Origin of the sequence: Rhizobium pantanalense (assembly GCF_030182525.1) — a bacterium.
Taxonomy (GTDB): Bacteria; Pseudomonadota; Alphaproteobacteria; order Rhizobiales; family Rhizobiaceae; genus Rhizobium.
The window spans coordinates 330,797-349,063 of sequence record NZ_JAQJCH010000010.1 but is presented as its reverse complement, the minus strand read 5'-3'; the positions used below and the strand labels follow the sequence as shown (position 1 = coordinate 349,063).

Here is an 18,267-nt window from a genome sequence, read left to right as displayed (position 1 = left end):
TCACGCGGCCGATAGCGACGGATTTGAAGCTGCATCGATATCGCCCGCATTTCCGCAAGGATCGAAAAATGAGCGCTGAAAGCCAATTGAAGACCAAAGAGGCCGAGTTTGCGCCCGAGGAAAATCTGCTGTCGCAGATCGTGGCCGCCACCAGGCAGACCGAGCCCGATCGTGCCCAAGATCTCCTAAGGACGCTGACCGATCAGGCACTCAAGGGCACCGTCACCTATGACCGCAACCTGACGGTCACGCTCAACAAGGCCATTGCCGAGCTCGACCGGAAAATCTCCCGTCAGCTTGCCGCGATCATGCAGTCGCCTGAATTCACCAAGCTGGAAGGCAGCTGGCGCGGCCTGCAATATCTCGTCAAAAACAGCGAGACGAGCGTCAACCTGAAGATCCGTGTCCTGAACGCCTCCAAGCGCGACGTTTCCAAGGATCTCGCAAAGGCAGTGGAGTTCGACCAGTCGCGGCTCTTCAAGTCGATCTACGAAGACGAATTCGGCACGCCGGGCGGCGAGCCCATGGGCGCCCTGATCGGCGATTACGAATTCGACAATTCCTTCGATGACGTGCAGACGCTGCAGGCGATTTCATCGATCGCAGCCGCCGCTTTCGCGCCGTTCATTTCGGCCGCAAGCCCGCGCATGTTCGGCTTCGATGACTATCGCGAACTCGCCCGTCCGCGCGACCTGGAAAAGATCTTCGAAACCGTCGAATATGCGAAATGGCGCAGCCTGCGCGAGAGCGAGGATTCGCGCTTCGTGACACTCGCCCTTCCCCGCGTGCTTGCCCGCATGCCCTATGGCCCGAAGACCAATCCGATCGATGACTTCGCTTTCGATGAAACCGATCATTCGAAGACCGGCGAACTCGAGCACAATTCCTACTGCTGGATGAATGCAGCCTACGTGATGGGAACGCGGCTGACGGACGCCTTTGCCCAGAGCGGCTGGTGCACAGCAATTCGCGGCGCGGAAAACGGCGGCAAGGTTGAAAACCTGCCGATGCACATCTTCTCGAGTGACGATGGCGACCTCGATCTCAAGTGCCCGACCGAAGTAGGCATCACCGACCGTCGCGACGCCGAGCTCGGCAAACTGGGCTTCCTGCCGCTCTGCCACTACAAGAACACCGATTACGCCGTGTTCTTCGGCGCGCAGACGACGCATAAGCCAAAGGTTTACGACAAGCCTGAAGCAACGGCCAATGCCGCAGTTTCGGCGCGCCTGCCCTACATGATGGCCACGTCGCGCTTTGCCCATTACCTGAAGGTTATGGGCCGCGACAAGATCGGCTCCTTCATGGAAGCGCAGGACTGCGAAAACTGGCTCAACCGCTGGATCGCCAACTACGTCAACGCCAATGACGACGCCGGCGAGGAATCGCGCGCCAAATATCCGTTGCGCGATGCGAAGGTGACCGTCCAGGAAGTTCCGGGCAAGCCCGGCTCCTACAATGCGGTCGCCTGGATGCGCCCCTGGCTGCAGATGGAAGAGCTGACCACGTCGCTTCGCATGGTCGCGCGCATTCCGAGCAAGAACTAGGAGGGGCGGCACGGCGATTTCCTCGCCGCGCGCCTTCAGTCAGCGCCATGACCGCGACAACGACGGAACCGAGAGCAACCTGGCCGCGTCAGGTGCATCGTGTGATCGCCATGATCGACGATGCGCTCAACAGACAGGTCAATGCCATCCTTCACCACCCGGACTTCCAGGCAATGGAAGCGCGGTGGCGCGGGCTTGCCATGCTGATGCGTCACACCGGCCGATCGGAAGAGGTGAAGGTCAAGATCCTCAGTGTCAGCTGGGCCCAGCTGACACGGCATCTCGAGCGAACGACGGAGTTCGACCAGAGCCATCTCTTCGAGCTGATCTACAGCCGCGAGTTCGGCATGCCCGGGGGAGAGCCCTTCGGCCTGCTGATCGGCGACTACGAGCTTTCTCCGCAAGATCGGACCGGCGGCGATACGGTCGGCGCGCTCACGCAGATCGGCATGGCTGCCGCCGCTGCTTTCTGCCCGTTCGTAGCCGCCGCGGCACCACAGGCCATCGGCCTGCAGGATTTTGACGAGCTCAATCGCGTCCAGGACTTTTCCTGGCTCGCCTATGATCCCACTCGTATCCGCTGGAATGGGCTTCGGGCACGAGAGGACTCCCGCTTCCTCGGGCTGGTCGCTCCACGGATCCTGATGCGCGCGCCCTATGAGGCGTTTTCGCGCGAGCGCGACGATCAGTTTCCCTTTCGCGAAAGCATCGCAGCCGATGGCAGCACCTTGGTTTGGGGCAATGGTGCCTTTGCTTTCGCAATGATCGTCATCCGCAATTTCATCGAAACCGGCTGGTTCGCCGATATTCGCGGCGTGACACAGGACGCCATTGATGGCGGCATGCTGAGCACGGAGGAACTCGCCCCCTATGATCTCGGCATCGAAAGCAACGGGTTGTCGCAGCAGGCTCCCGTCGAGATACGGCTGACCAGTGGACAGGAGCAGCAGTTGTGCGAGCTCGGCATCGTTCCTATTGCAACAACATATCTCTCCTCATCGGCGATCTTCAATTCCAACCAGTCTCTGCACGCGCCACCGCATTATTCGAGCGAGCACGCCCGGCAAAATGCCCGCATTGCCGCGATGCTGCAGTATGTGCTCTGCGCATCGCGCTTCTCGCATTATCTCAAGGTCATCATGCGCGACGACATCGGCAAGCTGGCCGACAGCGCCTCCATCGAACGCAAGCTGAACGATTGGCTGTCGACTTACACGCTAGGCAATGACGACGCCGACCTGTCGCTGCGCACGCGCTTCCCGCTGCGCTCGGCCGGCATCAGCGTCGATGAAATTCCCGGCAAGCCGGGCATGTTCGCCTGCACGGTGCGGCTGCAGCCGCATTTTCAGCTCGACGACGTCTCGACAAGTTTTCACCTCATCGCGGAGACGGCGAATGCGACCTATGCATTCTCCCGCCCTGCGAACATGCAAAGGATGTCCGCATGACGCTCTCCGCCAGGATCGCCGAAGCTCTTAGCGAAAACGCGCTCGATGATGCGATCGAGCAGGCGAAGGCACATGTCAAATCGGCGCCGACAGACAAGGATGGCCGGCATATTCTGATCGATCTTCTGATCCTTGCCGGTGACTACGCGCGAGCCGATGCGCAGTGCAATGTCGCGACGACATTCGCGCCGGGGGACATCATGGGCTTCGCCATGCTGCGCAATCAGCTTCGCGCGATGGCTGCGCGCTCGGCCTGGTTCGATGAAGCCGCAGTGCCGGATTTTCCGAACGGCCCAACAGCGCTCGATCAGGCGGCCATGAAGGTGGCGATCGCCCATCGCGACCAATCCTCGGATACGGCCGCGACACTGGAATCCCTGGAGGAGATCAGGGGTGAACGGCCGATGCGCTGGAATGGCAAGCTCGTTTCGGACCTTCGCGATCTCGATGATCGCATTCCGCATGCTCTCGAAGTCATCATGACCGGCGGCTCCTATTTGTGGATCGACTTTTCCAGGATAGCAGCGCTTCGCGTCGAGCCGATCGCCCGCCCCCGCGATCTCGCCTTCCGCCGGGCCGAGCTCGAACTCGTGGACGGCGCGAGCGCGCCCGTCCTGCTGCCGGCGATCTATCACGGCACGACAGGCGCCAAGCTGCTGCTTGGCCGCGAAACCGAATGGGTCGACGAGGCGACGGGCATTACGACCGGCCGCGGCCAAAAGTGCTTCCTGGCGGGCGACGATCTAGTTTCCTTCCACGATCTGGAGTCGCTGGAAGGCGCTCCGAGCTCTGCCGAGACGAGGCGTGCCGCCCATGGCTGATCCGTTGGAGCGTTACAGGCCGCGGGAAAGGATTGTCGCGAGGTCGATCATCGATCGACTGATCGACGGGGACCCCGATCGCCTGCAAGATCCACTGCTGACGGCGGTCGAGCAACTGCGCGAACTGCGCGAATGCATTCGCCGCGATCTCGAAGCTCTACTCAACACGCGCCGCCGGCCGACTGCTCCTCCATCGATCTATGAAGAACTCGGCGATGCGCTGGTGTCTTTCGGCGTCGATGGCATGGTCTCGGCAAATCTCGTCACCGACGAAGCCAAGAGCCGTCTCGCACGCCTGATCGAGCGGCGCATCGCGCTGTTCGAAACGCGGCTTTCCGACGTGCAGGTGAGTATCCTCAAGAGCCGCGGAAATGGCGAACGAGCCTTGCGGCTGCGCATCCACGCGACCTTCCGCGTGCATGAGGGGATGCCGCCGATCAGCTTTGAATCGACGATCGATCCGTCCACGCAGCGCTTCCTGGTGGAGGCCAATAATGGCTGACGGCTTCCTGCAGCGTTACAACGACGAGCTGGCTGCGATCCGTCGGCGTGCGGCACGTTTTGCCGACGCTTTCCCTAAAATCGCCGGCCGGCTACGCCTGACCGGCGAGGTTGCGGACGATCCGCATGTCGAACGGCTGATCCAGAGCTTCGCCTATTCGGCCGCCCGCGTACGCCAGAAGCTCGATGACGAGTTTCCGGAACTGACGGATGGCTTGCTGGAAACCCTTTATCCGCACTATCTGGCGCCATTGCCCTCGATGAGCATCGTGCGCTTCGTACCAAGCAGCACGCTGACATCGGTGCAGACGGTGCCGCGTCACACCGAAATCTTCGCAGAGCCGATCGGCGGCGAGAGCTGCCGTTTCCGCACGACGCAGGATACGCAGGTCGCGCCGATCGAGATCGTTTCCGCATCGTTGACCGGCCACCCGATCAGCGCGCCGCCCTCCTCTCATGCAGGTGCGGCTGGTTGCCTGCGTCTATCGATCCGGGCGCGGGATGCAAACAAGCCTCTCGGCGAGATCGGCCTCGACAGGCTGCGGCTTCATATCGGTTCGTCCTGGCAGCAGGCTGTCGCCATCCACGAGCTTCTCGTCAATCACACGCTCGGCGTCGCCCTTGCCCACCACGCCGATGACCGTGCTCCGATCATGTTGCCGGCCAAGGCATTGCAGGCTGTCGGTTTCGAGCCGGATGAAGCGATCCTGCCCTATCCAAGCTCAAGCTTTACCGGCTATCGTCTGCTGACGGAATTCTTTGCCTTGCCACAAAAATTCCTCTTCATCGACATCGTCGGGCTGAAGGCCTGGCGCGGTGAGACACTGGAAATCTTCATCTATCTCGATGAGACCAGCGTAAAGCTGGAGCGCGCCATCTCCGCCCGGGATTTCCTTTTAAATGCGACGCCGATCGTCAATCTGTTTCGCCAGAGTTGCGAACCGATCGCACTCGACGGTGCGCGCACCGAATATCGCGTGCTTCCCGATGCCAGACGACAGAAGACGCGGGAGATCTATGCGATTGAGAAGGTGGTCGTATCGGCGCGCACCGGAGACGAGGAAGAATGCCAACCCTTCTTCGGCCGCAGCCTGAAGGGCGGAGCCTCATCGCTTTTCTGGCAGTGCGCGCGCCGTTTCGATGCCGACGACCATACCTCGGATATGGAAATCACCTTCGTAGACCGTGCCCGCCGGGCAAGCGGTCCCCTCGACAAGATCGCCAGCATCGACGCCCTGTGCCTCAACCGCGAACTGCCGGAGCAACTGCCTTTTGGCGGTGGCCATCCCTATTTGCAGCTGGCGTCCGGCAGCGAGGCAGTCGGCTCGGTCGAAGCCTTGATGGCACCTACGCCTTCTGTGCGAATGAACGAGCAGCAAGGGCGCAACTGGCGGCTCATGTCGCATCTCCAGCTCAATCATCTTTCCATTTTCGACAATGATGGTGCCGCGCTGAAGGATATTCTTGCGCTCTATGCCTTCAGGGACAGCCGCGAAACCAGACTACTTGCCGACGCTCTTGTGCGGGTCGACGCAAAAAGCTCGATGACGCGACTTGGCAGCGGCGGGATGGTGACGGGCACGGATATCCGGCTGGAGTTTGACCCGGCCGCCATCGACAGGCCTTCGGCCTATCTCTTCGGCAGTGTCCTCGACCGGTTTTTCGGGCTTTACACCTCGATCAACAGTTTCACCCGCCTTTCCATCTCGATGAAGGGGCAATCGAAACCAATCGCCGTCTGGCCGGCCCGCGCCGCCGAGCGGCCCTTGTTGTGACGAAGAGGTGATCGGAAGCGATGGACCAGTTCCGGCCAAGTGATAGCGAAATGCTTGCTGCGCTGCTCGAACGCGACCCCGGTCGCTTCGAACCGTCGACGGCGTTTCGCGTTGCCCAGCACGCAGCTGGCGATCATTTGACAGTGTCCTCACCCGTCGGCGTTTCGCCGGTTCCGCTCGCTGTCAGCGACTTCAAGAGGAAGGGCGCGACAGGATCGGTCAAGGCCAGCATGGCTGGCTTGCTCGGCCCGCTTGGCGCAATGCCCCCAAGTTACAACGAGCTGGTCATCCGCGAACAGCGCAATCGGGCTCATGGCCTCTCGAGCTTCTTCGATCTCTTCACAAGCCGCCTCGCCGAGCTCTTCGTCGATGCAAGCGAGAAATATCGCCTTGCTCGGCGGCTGCGATGGAGCCCGGACAGGAACGGCAATGCCTTCATCAAGACGCTGTTCTCGCTGGCGGGCTTCGGCACGGCGCGGCTGAAGGAAAAGGTTCGCCCCGACGACGAGCTGGTCCTCAGATTTTCCGGTTTCTTTGCGGCACGGACCCGCAATGCGGTCAACCTGCAGGCCATGCTGCAGGAGTTCAGCGGGCTGCCGGTCGCGATCGAATTGTTCAAGGGCAGATGGCTTACCATTCCCGAAAGCGAGCGCAGCCGCATGGGGCCGCCGCATGGCATACAGCTCGGCATCAACTCAATGGCGGGTACTGCAATCCATGATTTCGGCGGCAGCTTCCGTGTCGTTGTCGGGCCTGTCGACTATGAGGATTACCGATCTCTGTCCCCGGGCAGCGCCAATATCGATGCGCTGTTTGCCCTGACGCGGCTTTATGTCGATCCCTCGCTCGAGTTCGACATTCAAGTGGTTCTGAAGAAGGAGTATATCCCCTTCTGCCGGCTCGGCGAAAGCGGTGACCCGCCGAGGCTTGGATGGAACAGCTGGGCACGCGTTGCCGCGGCAGACCGCGATAGCGGCGATGCTATCGTCGCGGAGCCACGTAAGGCGCAAGGACAATCCGACCGAGGAGACCTCCATGCGGCTTGAACTACGGCAAACATCTGGAGAAGGTTCCAGCAAAGGATGGTTCTTCGAGCGTGGCAAGCGCACGCTCGGGCGGTCGCCGGATTGCGATTGGCAGATTACCGATCAGCAGCGGTCGATCTCGAAGGTTCACTGCGTGATCGAACGCGTTCGTGCCGGCTTCCTCCTGCGCGACCGGAGCGCCAACGGGACCCGCGTGGATGGCGTTACCATTCTGGAAGGCGAGACGGCACGGCTGGCCGATAAATCCAGGATCGCATTCGGCAATATCGCCTTCAATGTCGTCATCACCGGGGAAGCCGACCGCGATATCGAGGATCCGGCAGACGACCTGCGTCTCAGCGATGAAACCATGACGATCTCGTCGATCCTTGCTGACATCGCGCCTGGCGGCGGCACGGCGACTGGCGTGCTCGGCCAGCGGCCCGGTGACGATTGGATAACCGCACTTCCGCAATCGTCAAAAAAGGGCAAGTCGCCAAGCAGGAACGTCGATATCGGATGGAACGGCCCGCCCGATGTCAACGGCATCAAGCCGATACTTCCGGATGATTGGAATTCGGACTTCGATCTGGGCAGCCAACTGGAACATGGCGCGGCAACCCATATCTCCGTCGCTGTTGCCCGCAGTTCCGGTTCCGAGACGGTTGAGACTGCCAAGACGATCGTCCCGGCCAATGATGCGCGAATTGCCGACGGGACGGATCAAGGCGCGGAGGATACGACTTTCGCACTGCAATTCGACCCGTTGCGCCAGCTTGAAGCGCTCATCTCGACCTTGGAGCAAACGCTCGACGACGAAACCTCCATCTTCGGAATTGAGGACAGCCGGGTCGATGCGTCCGCTTCACTGTTCAGCCGCGAACGCACGGAGCGGCTTGCCGAACGGCTTCGATCGCTCATTTCCAGGCAAGCCGCTCTCAATTCAGGTCTTGAAAACCTTCTTCGCGAGGCCAACCGCATGTTCGAGCCGCGCATGATCGAGGCGCGCGTCGATGCCTCCCAGCGCAAGGCTCTTTGGCGTGGCAATGGCGATTATTGGAAGGCTTATCGGGCCCAGTTCGAAAAGGGCGGCAAGAACATTTCGGTCCGCGATCTGCTGGCCGAGGCGTTCAGTGCCTCCGTCAATGATCGCGACGAAGACGATACCACCAGTTTGGCAGAGAGGACGGGCAACACCCGATGAAGAACGAAAATCGCGTGGCTTGGAGCGAGGGCATGTTCCTTCGCGTGCAGCATTTTCAGCAGGCCGACCGCTGGACGGAACGACTGGTTCGCACGACCGCGCGGGGGCTCGCGCCCTACCCCTGGGGTATTGCAGAAATCGGCATCGATCGCAGCGCGCTCGCGATCGGCCAGTTTGCTTTGTCGAACCTGCGCGGCATCCTGCCCGACGGCACGCCATTCGAGGCGCCTGTTGATGCGGATCTGCCTGCGCCGCTGGAGCTCGACGACTCCACAAAGAACGCCGTTGTTTATCTTGCTCTGCCGTCGCGTCAGCCTGGAAGAGCCGACGTCGCCATGAATGGCAGCGCCACGCGCAATAGCGTGCGCATCACCGCCTCGCAATATGAGGCGCCGGATGCGAATTTGGAGACAGACTTCATGGCGCCGATCGATGTCGGCCGTCTGAATCTGCGCTACCTGAAAACCGGCGACGAACTCGCTGGATACGACCTGATTGGCCTTGCACGCATCATCGAGGTTCGCTCGGACCGTTCGGTCATTCTCGATTCGGATTACATCGCCCCATCGCTGAATTGCGCGGCCGAAGCACGTTTGAATGAGCTCATTACCGAACTGCTCGGAATCGTACGGCATCGGGCCGAAGCGATCGCCGAGCGCATCGGTGACCCGACGGTGCGTGGGACTGCCGAGGTCGGCGATTATTTTCTGCTGCATATTCTCAATCGTACCGATCCGATGCTGCGGCATATCGCGGCGAATGCTTCGCGGATGCATCCGATCATCTTCTACGAGGAGTGCATCCAGCTAGCAGGCGAACTCGCCACGTTCACAACTGATCGCAAGCGGGCGACCGATTTCCCGCCCTATCGCCATGACGATCTAAAGGCGACATTTGCCGCTGTGTTCAACGATCTGCGCGCGTCTCTTTCCGCAGTGCTTGAGCAAGCAGCCGTTGCAATCGAACTCATCGAACGGCGTCACGACGTGCGCGTCGGGACCATCAACGACCGCTCGTTGCTCAGGGATGCGGGCTTTGTGCTTGCCGTTCGCGCCGAGATGTCGGCCGAGGACGTGCGACGCAAGCTGCCCGCGCAGATCAAGATTGGGCCTGTGGAGCGGATTGCCGAACTCGTCAATGTCGCGCTGCCCGGCATTCCCGTTCGTCCGCTTCCTGTATTGCCACGGCAGCTGCCATATCGGTCAGGCACAATCTACTTTGAACTCGATACGAAAAATCCGCTTTGGAAACAGCTTGATACCTCCGGTGCGATCGCGCTGCATCTTGCGGGCGACTTTCCTGGCCTGGAGATGGAACTGTGGGCTCTCAGAGAATGAACACACCGCGCTCAACACCCTGGCACGAGCTGCCGACGATCATCGAGCTGACCGAGGACGGCGCGCGCAAGAACGAAGCCGCCCGCAAGATGGTCGATATTCTCGATGAAGAGCTGGATAAGCAGCCGAACGGCAAATCGGACAATGCAGCCGGCGGCTGGTCCGTCGATGCCTTGATCCGCGGCTTTCGCTTCGGCGGCGATGATGTTCCGACCATCGTGCGCTCGGCCGCACCATTGCTCAATCTCGCTCACAGCCTGCGCAACACCGAAGAACAGCCCGACATTGCCGAACTCAGGCGTGTGACGATCGACGCGGTCGGGCGTTACGAGCGCGATCTTGCGAGCGCGCGCATCAGCCCGGAACGGGCACGCGCGGCGCACTATGTCATCTGTGCGACGATCGACGATGTCGTTTTAAGCAAGCCTTGGGGCGTGCGCGCCGGCTGGGCGCGATCCGGCCTTGTCTCGACCTTCCACATGGACGTAACCGGCGGCGATCGAGTCTTCGATCTGCTCGATCATTTCCAGCAGAGTCCCGGCACCAACAAGGACCTGCTTCTCCTCATCTATCTCTGCCTGTCGCTCGCCTTCGAAGGCCGCACGCGCGTTTCGCCGCGCGGATCGCTCGAACTCGGGCGCATCCGTGACAGCCTCTATAAGACCTTGCTGGGCCAATATGGCGTTTTCGAACGCGAGCTATCGCCGCATTGGCGCGGCGTTTCGGCGCGCCACAAGCCGTTGCGCACGGCTATCGCGCTTTGGACGATCCTTTCCGTCCTCGCGCTTCTGTTTGCGCTCGGCTACATGTTCTTCACGCTGTCGCTCAACAACGCCTCCGACGCCACCTTCGAGCGCCTGGCCAATCTGCCGCCGCGCGATATGCCGAGCGTTCTGATCGACGCGCCCAAGCCGAAAGAAGTCGCACAAACGCCGCCGCCTGTGAGGAAGCAGCCGGAGACACCGCCTCCGGTCAAGGCGCAACCGACGCCGCTGGACAATCTGCTCGCCTTCCTGCAGCCGGAAGTCGACCGCAAGCTGGTCACGCTATCGAATTCCAATGGCAGGCTGCTGGTGCGCATCAACAATTCCGGCCTGTTCGACACGGGCAGCGCCGAAGTCAGCGATAAATTCCGCGATCTCCTTCAGCGTATCGGCGGAGCGTTGGCTTCGGAAAAATTCCGCGCAGTCGTCGTCGGTTATACCGATAATGTGCCGATCCGCACAGCTCAGTTCCCGTCGAACTGGCACCTTTCCGAGGCCCGCGCCCGCGCCGTCGGCGATGTCCTTGCTGCCTATACCGGCAAAGATGCCATCCTGACCGAGGGGCGCGCGGACAGCGATCCGCTCGCAAGCAACGACACGGCGGAAGGACGCGAGGCTAACCGCCGGACGGAGATCCTGGTGCTGACCGATCCGACACAACGCCTCGGCGATGCCGCCCTTAATCCGCAAGCAACGCCGCAAACGCCAAGTGCGAATGCACCGGCGACATCTGCGAGGACGGGAGGAGCCCGATGAATCCGCTTGGCGCATTTTATACGCTTCGCTCCTATGTCTCGGCCTATGCCGGTCTTCTCGGCCAGCGCTTCATCTCGCTGATCTGGGTCGTGGCGATCTGCGTCGTCATCTGGTTCTATGGTTCCATGGCCGGCTATGGCAGTTTCAAGCCGCTGTCGAGCACAACCACCCGCATGATCGCGATCGGCGTTATCATAGCGGGTTGGCTGATCTATATGCTGGTCACGACCCTACGCGCGCGCAAAAGGGACAAGGCGCTCGTAGAAGGTATTGCCGACGATGCCGCCAGCCAACAGGCGGAAGTGGGCGAAATTCATAGCCGTCTGAAAGAAGCCCTGCTCCTTCTGCGCCGTATCAGCAAGAAGCGTTTCGGCTATATCTACGAACTGCCCTGGTATGTCATCTTCGGCGCGCCGGGATCGGGAAAGACGACGGCGCTGACCAATTCGGGGCTGAAGTTCCCACTTGGCGATGCCATGGGCAGCAATTCCGTGCAGGGCGCCGGCGGCACCCGCAACTGCAATTGGTGGTTTGCCGACGAGGCGATCCTGATCGACACCGCTGGCCGCTATACCACGCAGGACGATTTGAATGGTGCGTCCAAGGCCGGATGGGAAGGCTTTCTCGGACTGTTGCGCAAGTACCGCCGCTCGCAGCCGATCAACGGCGCGCTCGTCACGCTCTCGATCGGCGATCTTCTCAGCCGCGATCATGAGGCACAGCTCGAAGAGGTGCGCTCCATCCGCAAACGCCTGTCGGAGCTCGACGAGTTCCTGCATGCGCGCGTGCCTGTTTATGTCGTCCTGACGAAGGCCGATCTCTTGACCGGCTTTGTCGAGTTCTTCGACGGTCTTGCCAAGACCGACCGCGAGCAGATCTGGGGCACGACTTTCGATCTCGACGAGAGCTATAAGGGCGAGAACCTACCCGAGCGTTTCATGGAAGAGTTCGCGCTGTTGCAGCAGCGGGTCGATGCCATGTTGATCGAGCGCCTGCAGCAGGAGCCGAATATCGAGGTTCGCGGCCGTATCTTCCGCTTTCCCGCAGAGCTTGCCTCATTGGGAGAGCGCCTGCAGGAGCTGTTGACGGAGCTTTGCGCCTCTTCCAACCTTATCGAATCCCCCCTTGTTCGCGGTGTCTATTTCGCCTCCGGCACGCAGAGCCGCGAGACGGATACTCCGCGCACCCGGCGCAGCTATTTCCTGTCGCGTCTGTTCAAGGAGGTCATCTTCGGCGAGGCGTCGCTGGTCGCCCGCGACAGGCGCCTTTCGGGCCGGCAAGCCATGATCAGACGGATCGCTTATGGCGCAGCCGCCATCGCGCTGGCAATCGTCTTCACCGGCTGGACGGCAACATATTTTCAGAACTCGCGCGCGATCGCGGCAGCAGAGCGGCGGATCGACAATTATGAGAAGCTCGCCAGCGGCATTCAGGTGCGCGATGTCACCGATGCGGATTTTCTGCGGATCCTGCCGGCGCTCGACAATCTGCGTTCGGTCACCAACGGCTTCGATGAGGCACGCGTCTGGCCGACGAGTTTCGGCCTCGACCAGGGGGATAAGATCGCCAGCCGCCAGCGCGGAGCCTATCAGCGTGCCTTGAATGCGTTGCTTCTGCCTCGCATGCTCGTTGGAGTTCAAAATGAGCTCAAGCAGACATCGGACGTTCAGAAGACTTTCGACGCCTTGAAACTGTACGGCATGCTGGGTGGATTGGGGCCGTCCGACAGGGATTTCGTCTCGCAGCAATCGGAAGACATGTTTGCAGCACTTTACCCCGGTGAAGGGCGCTCGGCCACGCGCAAAGCGCTGGCTGCCCACGTAGAGGCCATGGCAGCGGGCAGCCTGCCCGCAATCGAGCTTGACAATGCCCTGATTGCCAAGGCACGGGAAACGATCCACTCGCAAAGTCTTGCAGCCCGAGCCTATGATATCCTCATCCATTCCCGGCAGGCTCGCCAGCTTGATCCCTGGCTCCCTACCGACGCATTGGGCCCGCTCGGAGCCCAGATTTTCCAACGCAAATCTAAATCAACGCTGCGGGAGGGCATTCCGGGAATTTTCACAGGCAAAGGTTATCGTGACGTGGTGCTGCCGATGGTTGCGACTGCAGCCTCGGAAGCGCTCAAGGAACAATGGGTCCGCGGTGACGGCGGAGCGGCTCCTTCGACAATGACCGCGGACGCGATTTCCCAGGCGACGCTGCAGCTTTATTTCGACGCATTCCAGCAGCAATGGTCTTCGTTGCTGGCCGATCTTCAGGTGCGCCCGTCGAGCAACCTTGCCGATGCGACCGAGACGGCGCGCATCCTGGCGGCCAATCCAAGCCCGGTGGAGATGGCGTTGAAATCCATAGCAGCCGCCACCGACCTGCGCCCTGTCGCAGGTGCCGAAATTGCCTCGGTTGACGATGTTCCGGACGCAGCACTGACGGCTGCCACCACAGGCACGGTCAGCGCGCCCGATCCTTACGGTCCGTTGCGGGCCGCGCTCGAGGCGAATGCCGCCAATGCGCAACCGGCATCCCAGGACGGCAACGCCAATGCCAGCGATAAGCCGCGCTCCCAGATCCAAGGTCTCCAGCCGATCCTCCAGAATATCTACGGCCAATTGTCGCGCGCAGCGAACTCGACAGCAGAAGTGGCACGCGTCTTCGACGCCGGCGGCCAACTCGCCAATGCCAATCAGGACTTGCTGCAGCAGGCTCGCGGGCTGCCGGCGCCCGCCGATGCATGGATGGTGGCAGTTGCCGCCGATATCGGCTCGCTGGCGGTCAAGACGGCCCGCGCCCGCATCAACGATCTATGGGCTGCGGAAGGCGCCGATCTCTGCGCTCGCATCGTTACCGGTCGCTACCCGTTCGACCGGAAATCCAGCCAGGACATCGCCATGGCGGATTTCATCCGATTGTTCGGACCGCAAGGCCTGTTCCAGTCTTTCTTCAAGAACCGGCTGGATGCATTTGTCGACACGAGCGCTCAGCCTTGGGGCTGGCGTGGTACGTTCGGCGGCGACAGCATTCCGAGCCAGGCAATCGCGCAGTTCGAAAATGCCAGCAAGATCGAGCATGCCTTCTTTCCGGCCGGCAGTGAGAAACCCTCGATATCGATCAATATCAAGCCCGTTTCGTTGTCGGACAATGCCAATTCAGTGATGGTTGATATCGTCGGCGAGCATGTCCTTTATAATCATGGACAAATAGTGCCAAAATCCATTGCCTGGCCACCCGCTGGCGCAGTGAATCAGTCCAATGTCAGATTTTTCCCGGGAGATCTGCAACCGGCCATCACACAGACCGGCGACTGGTCGCCCTTCCGCCTGTTCGATGCCGCCAAGGTAACGGTCCAGGCCCCCGACCTTTTCCGGGCTCGATTTGAAGACAAGGGCCAGACGGCGGAATTCGACGTGCAGTTCGGTTCCGTGCTCAACCCCTTCCGGCTGCAGGCATTGTCCGATTTCAGCTGCCCGGCGCAATTCTGACGGTCCGCCGATGAACGAACCGCTCGCCCGCACTCAATCGCCGATGCAAGCCGACACGATCGGCTTTTTCGGAAAGTTGCCGACGCATGGAGATTTCGTTTCCGCCGCGCTCGGCTCGCGTCTCCAGAGCGAACTCGACCGATGGGTTCACAATGGCTTGATCGCACTGGAAGCAACATTGGGATCGGATTGGCGCCGGCTGTTTCATGCGACGACCGCCTGGCGCTTCGTCGTCGGGAAGGGCGTCTGGGCGCCATCTGCTGTCGCAGGCGTCCTTCTGCCCAGCCGTGACCGCGTCGGCCGAAGTTTTCCTCTGATTATCGCCGCTCAATTGCAGCGCTTCTCCGGACAGTTGCGTGATCTGTGCGAAGACGATAATTGGTTTACCGCTGCCGAAGCCCTGGCGGAGACCTCCGACAAGGCCGATTTCGAGATGCAACGTTTCGTCGAGGGCATCAAGCGGCTTCGCCCGCCATTCATCGACAAGCAATCGACCGTGATGCAGTCCGCCGCAATGAGCAATGCTCCCGCACCGGGCTCGCTTTGGTGGCGTATCAATCCCGGCACGCGCCAAGGTAAAGGATTCCGCACTGCAGCCGCTCCCACCGCACAGGATTTCGTCAAGCTCGTCACGGTAGAAGCCCCGAAAATCCCTGTCAGCGTCGAGCCGGATATATACTCTGCTGCCGTCGCCGCAATCGAAGCGCCGCAAACGGCGAAGACTGGACCGTCAGATTTTGCGATAGCGTATAGCCATGCCAGCCATGCCGGAACACGTCTCTCATTGAATGCCGATGCACTTCTTATAAGCGCCGCACCGCATATCTTCGCAATAGCGGATGGTGTCGGCGATGGCATCGGCGCCATCGAGGCGGCAAGAATAACGACGGGAATCCTTGCCGGTATTCCGCAACGTGAAGCGCTGCAGCCGCTGGTACAGGATATCAAGAGCAAGCTCAGCCATGCCCATGCGATCCTACGCGCCAAGGCTGCCACCGCCGAACGCGAGCCTCCTGTCGCCAGCGTCGTGACCGCAGCCTTGCTGGATAGCGAGTTTGTGGCGATATGGGCAGGAGATGCACGCTGCTATCTGCTTCGCGACGGGATGATGCGGCTGTTGACCCATGACCATATCGACATAGGATTGCGGCGCACACTTGGCCGAGCTTTGGGCCTGAAGGATCAATTCGTCTCGGAAGCCGTTGGCGACCAGCTTCAACGCGGCGACAGGCTCCTGCTTGCAAGCGGTCCGCTTTCGCGCACGCTGACCGATCGCGTCATCGCCGAAATCCTGATCGAGACGCCGCTGGAACAAGCGGCCGCGGCGCTGGTCCAGGAAGCACTCATCGCCAATTGCCGCGAGAATGTCAGCGCGATCGTCATCGGCGCGACATGAGTGGCGATACCAACGACGAGGGTATCAAAAGGATTGCGGCCAGCTTTGCTGAGCTGCTGCATCTCCTCACCCATGATGGCAACGTCGAGCGACCGAAGATGACGCGCGATCTTCTGATCGATCGATTGCGCGATGCATTGGACCGACGCCTGCCGTCGCTTCCCGAGGGTGAAACGGTTTTCATCGGAAACACCTTTCTTGTCGAAGCGATTGTTCACCGCAACGGCCGGACGGAAATCAGTCGGTTGCGCCATCGCGATCTCGGCACCTTTTATGCCATGAAAACCATCCCGCCGGATCGGGCGAATGAGGCAACCGCCAAAGCCTTACTGCTGCGTGAAGCAAGCATCGGCATGGCGCTACGCTGCAACGACCTTGCCTCTACTCAGTGTGCCATCCGCCTGCCCGATGGACGCCCGGCGCTCATTATGGAATGGATTGGGCCGTCCTTGTCTCAACGATTGGCGGAAGTTTCTCTGTCGGAGGCGGATGTCAGGGCGGCGGCGAAATCCCTGCTCGCCGGACTGAGCGCGATCCATCACGCCGGTTATGTCCACGGAGATATTTCGCCGGCCAATCTTCTGCTTCGAAATGGCGATCTCAATCAGCTGAAAATCGCCGATTTCGGGACAACGGTAGAATGTGGAAGCCGATACAGCGATCTCGATATTGCCAAAGCGGTAACACCAGGCTTCACCGCGCCAGAAGTTTCAGCCGATGCCGCCATGCAATTCAGCGCCGACCTCTTTTCGGCCGGACGCGTCATCAACCTGCTTCTGCAACATTGCGACCCGGCCGAGCAATCGATCGCCGCAATAAGGGCGGCCGCTCAACATCTAGCAGACCCTGCTCCATCCCGAAGGCCGCCAAACGCATTGGCGGCTCTTGCTGTGATAGAAACAGTCTAGTTCGAACCCCGTCAGTTCGACGATGAACTGCCCGGCAGCGGGGCGGCAGCGGTCGGCGCGCTCTTCTGATAGACGGTCAACAGCTTGGCAAAATCGACGGTGTCTGCATTGCTGGCGAAGATCGTGTCGCCATCCTGCATCTTGAACTGCTGCATCAGCACGAAATTTGAGACTTGCTTAAGATTGACGCTGTAGATGACTGGCTTGATTGAAACGACAGTCGGCGCACCGGCGCTCTTGGCTTGGCTCGACGCAGCCTGCGAATAGATCTTCTGGTTTCGGAAAAGATAGAAGTTGCGGGAGTCCGCGCGGTCATCGAGCAGGCCGCCGGCGCGGGCAAGCGCCTGCGCCAAGGTGGTCTGGCCAGGTTCAAGTGGGAACTCGCCGACGCTCTTGAAGGCGCCGAGTGCCGTGAAGGTCTGCAACGAGCCACTGACGAATAGCTGATCGCCAGGCAGGAGGCGCACGTTCTGCTTGCTATCCTGGAGGATGCGATCCAGCGGCGCGCTTGCTCTTTGCGAACCGCGCGTCAGCGTCACCGTCGTGTTGGCCGGCGCAGACGATGCGCCGCCGGCAAGCGCAAGAACATCAAGCACCCGCTCCCCCCGGGCGGTCAACGGGAAGCGGCCGGCAGAACGGACCTTGCCATCGACCGTTACGGCACTGGACGGCTTGTCGACGACCGTGACCACGGCCTGAGGGTTGACCGAGGAGCCTTTGAGGGCGGTGACGATCTTCGACTGCAGCCCTTCCGGCGTGGAATCGATGACGCGCTGTTTGCCGACATAGGGCATGGTGACGAAGCCGCGGGAATCGACGGTGAAGCGACCGAGATTGAGGGACTTGCTTTGGGTGGCGGACAGCAATCCATCCTCTCCCGTATCCAGCACCGTGACGTCGAACACGTCGCCCGGACGCAGGCGCGCATCCGAAAAGCCGCCCGAGCGCAGGCTGGCCAACCCCTGATCCGTCGCGGCATAGGACGGTGCGGCAACCTGAGCACCCATCGGAGCCTCCGAGAGCGGCACGACCGGAATCTGCCGCTGCGTGTCGGGCATCCTTGCATTGCGGATATTGAGGGCGCTCGGTCCATCGGACGGCCCTGCGCAGGCGCTGAGGACAACCAAGGGTAAAATCGCCGCCCATTTCCGCATTCCGGAATCTCCTTCGGATGTTAGAAGCAAGGCAGAAATATCAACCAGAAGGCGGGAGGCAATATCCGGACCTAACAAATAGTGAATTGTGACAGTTCGGTTGTTTACCATTGTGTCCAAATGGCAACCGAAGGGCAGTTCAGCACCTCTCT

13 protein-coding genes are annotated in these 18,267 nt (G+C 60.8%); 12 read left to right on the top strand and 1 reads right to left on the bottom strand.

Features of this window, described 5'->3' with window-relative positions; genetic code table 11:
- The first annotated feature begins 68 nt into the window (after nt 1-68).
- Genes tssC (PH558_RS25030) through PH558_RS24975 form a run of 12 tightly spaced genes read left to right on the top strand, consistent with a single transcriptional unit; the run spans nt 69 to nt 16,961 of the window.
- Nucleotides 69-1,547, top strand: coding sequence for a type VI secretion system contractile sheath large subunit (gene tssC, locus PH558_RS25030; RefSeq protein ID WP_095437909.1), 1,479 nt, complete (start codon nt 69-71; stop codon nt 1,545-1,547).
- Nucleotides 1,548-1,594: 47 nt separating this feature from the next.
- On the top strand, nt 1,595-2,995 hold the full coding sequence (gene tssC / locus PH558_RS25025; protein WP_285207155.1) for a type VI secretion system contractile sheath large subunit: 1,401 nt from the start codon (nt 1,595-1,597) through the stop codon (nt 2,993-2,995).
- Nucleotides 2,992-3,816, top strand: a complete 825-nt coding sequence (locus PH558_RS25020) for a type VI secretion system accessory protein TagJ (protein ID WP_285207152.1) — start codon at nt 2,992-2,994, stop codon at nt 3,814-3,816. The genes tssC (PH558_RS25025) and PH558_RS25020 overlap by 4 nt, the downstream gene beginning before the upstream one ends.
- Nucleotides 3,809-4,318: a type VI secretion system baseplate subunit TssE gene (gene tssE, locus PH558_RS25015; protein ID WP_095437906.1), complete on the top strand. Its 510-nt coding sequence runs from the start codon at nt 3,809-3,811 to the stop codon at nt 4,316-4,318. The genes PH558_RS25020 and tssE overlap by 8 nt, the downstream gene beginning before the upstream one ends.
- Nucleotides 4,311-6,092, top strand: coding sequence for a type VI secretion system baseplate subunit TssF (gene tssF, locus PH558_RS25010; protein ID WP_285207150.1), 1,782 nt, complete (start codon nt 4,311-4,313; stop codon nt 6,090-6,092). Before tssE ends, tssF begins: the two co-directional genes overlap by 8 nt.
- Nucleotides 6,093-6,112: 20 nt before the next feature.
- On the top strand, nt 6,113-7,138 hold the full coding sequence (gene tssG, locus PH558_RS25005) for a type VI secretion system baseplate subunit TssG (RefSeq protein ID WP_285207149.1): 1,026 nt from the start codon (nt 6,113-6,115) through the stop codon (nt 7,136-7,138).
- Nucleotides 7,128-8,321, top strand: coding sequence for a type VI secretion system-associated FHA domain protein (locus tag PH558_RS25000; protein WP_285207144.1), 1,194 nt, complete (start codon nt 7,128-7,130; stop codon nt 8,319-8,321). Before tssG ends, PH558_RS25000 begins: the two co-directional genes overlap by 11 nt.
- Nucleotides 8,318-9,658 carry a type VI secretion system baseplate subunit TssK gene (gene tssK, locus PH558_RS24995; RefSeq protein WP_095437902.1) on the top strand — a complete coding sequence of 447 codons (1,341 nt, stop codon included), beginning with the start codon at nt 8,318-8,320 and terminating at the stop codon, nt 9,656-9,658. Before PH558_RS25000 ends, tssK begins: the two co-directional genes overlap by 4 nt.
- The gene (gene tssL, locus PH558_RS24990; protein ID WP_285207142.1) at nt 9,655-11,178 is read left to right on the top strand and encodes a type VI secretion system protein TssL, long form; all 1,524 of its coding nucleotides are present in this window, start codon (nt 9,655-9,657) and stop codon (nt 11,176-11,178) included. The genes tssK and tssL overlap by 4 nt, the downstream gene beginning before the upstream one ends.
- Nucleotides 11,175-14,657, top strand: a complete 3,483-nt coding sequence (gene tssM / locus PH558_RS24985) for a type VI secretion system membrane subunit TssM (RefSeq protein WP_285207141.1) — start codon at nt 11,175-11,177, stop codon at nt 14,655-14,657. The genes tssL and tssM overlap by 4 nt, the downstream gene beginning before the upstream one ends.
- 10 nt (nt 14,658-14,667) lie before the next feature.
- Nucleotides 14,668-16,053, top strand: a complete 1,386-nt coding sequence (gene tagF, locus PH558_RS24980; protein WP_285207137.1) for a type VI secretion system-associated protein TagF — start codon at nt 14,668-14,670, stop codon at nt 16,051-16,053.
- Complete coding sequence (locus PH558_RS24975; RefSeq protein WP_285207136.1) at nt 16,050-16,961, top strand: protein kinase domain-containing protein; 912 nt, start codon at nt 16,050-16,052, stop codon at nt 16,959-16,961. The genes tagF and PH558_RS24975 overlap by 4 nt, the downstream gene beginning before the upstream one ends.
- 11 nt (nt 16,962-16,972) lie before the next feature.
- Here PH558_RS24975 and PH558_RS24970 read toward each other — a convergent pair whose 3' ends face one another.
- On the bottom strand, nt 16,973-18,115 hold the full coding sequence (locus PH558_RS24970) for a polysaccharide biosynthesis/export family protein (protein ID WP_095437897.1): 1,143 nt from the start codon (nt 18,113-18,115) through the stop codon (nt 16,973-16,975).
- Nucleotides 18,116-18,267: the final 152 nt, after the last annotated feature.

Bases quoted from the DNA above. Each gene is read 5' to 3' on its own strand.
- tssM (WP_285207141.1), top strand. From the start codon at position 11,175: ATGAATCCGCTTGGCGCATTTTATACGCTTCGCTCCTATGTCTCGGCC.
- tssE (WP_095437906.1), top strand. From the start codon at position 3,809: ATGGCTGATCCGTTGGAGCGTTACAGGCCGCGGGAAAGGATTGTCGCG.
- PH558_RS24970 (WP_095437897.1), bottom strand. From the start codon at position 18,115: ATGCGGAAATGGGCGGCGATTTTACCCTTGGTTGTCCTCAGCGCCTGC.
- tssG (WP_285207149.1), top strand. From the start codon at position 6,113: ATGGACCAGTTCCGGCCAAGTGATAGCGAAATGCTTGCTGCGCTGCTC.
- tssC (WP_285207155.1), top strand. From the start codon at position 1,595: ATGACCGCGACAACGACGGAACCGAGAGCAACCTGGCCGCGTCAGGTG.
- tssL (WP_285207142.1), top strand. From the start codon at position 9,655: ATGAACACACCGCGCTCAACACCCTGGCACGAGCTGCCGACGATCATC.
- PH558_RS24975 (WP_285207136.1), top strand. From the start codon at position 16,050: ATGAGTGGCGATACCAACGACGAGGGTATCAAAAGGATTGCGGCCAGC.
- tagF (WP_285207137.1), top strand. From the start codon at position 14,668: ATGAACGAACCGCTCGCCCGCACTCAATCGCCGATGCAAGCCGACACG.
- PH558_RS25020 (WP_285207152.1), top strand. From the start codon at position 2,992: ATGACGCTCTCCGCCAGGATCGCCGAAGCTCTTAGCGAAAACGCGCTC.
- tssF (WP_285207150.1), top strand. From the start codon at position 4,311: ATGGCTGACGGCTTCCTGCAGCGTTACAACGACGAGCTGGCTGCGATC.
- tssC (WP_095437909.1), top strand. From the start codon at position 69: ATGAGCGCTGAAAGCCAATTGAAGACCAAAGAGGCCGAGTTTGCGCCC.
- tssK (WP_095437902.1), top strand. From the start codon at position 8,318: ATGAAGAACGAAAATCGCGTGGCTTGGAGCGAGGGCATGTTCCTTCGC.
- PH558_RS25000 (WP_285207144.1), top strand. From the start codon at position 7,128: ATGCGGCTTGAACTACGGCAAACATCTGGAGAAGGTTCCAGCAAAGGA.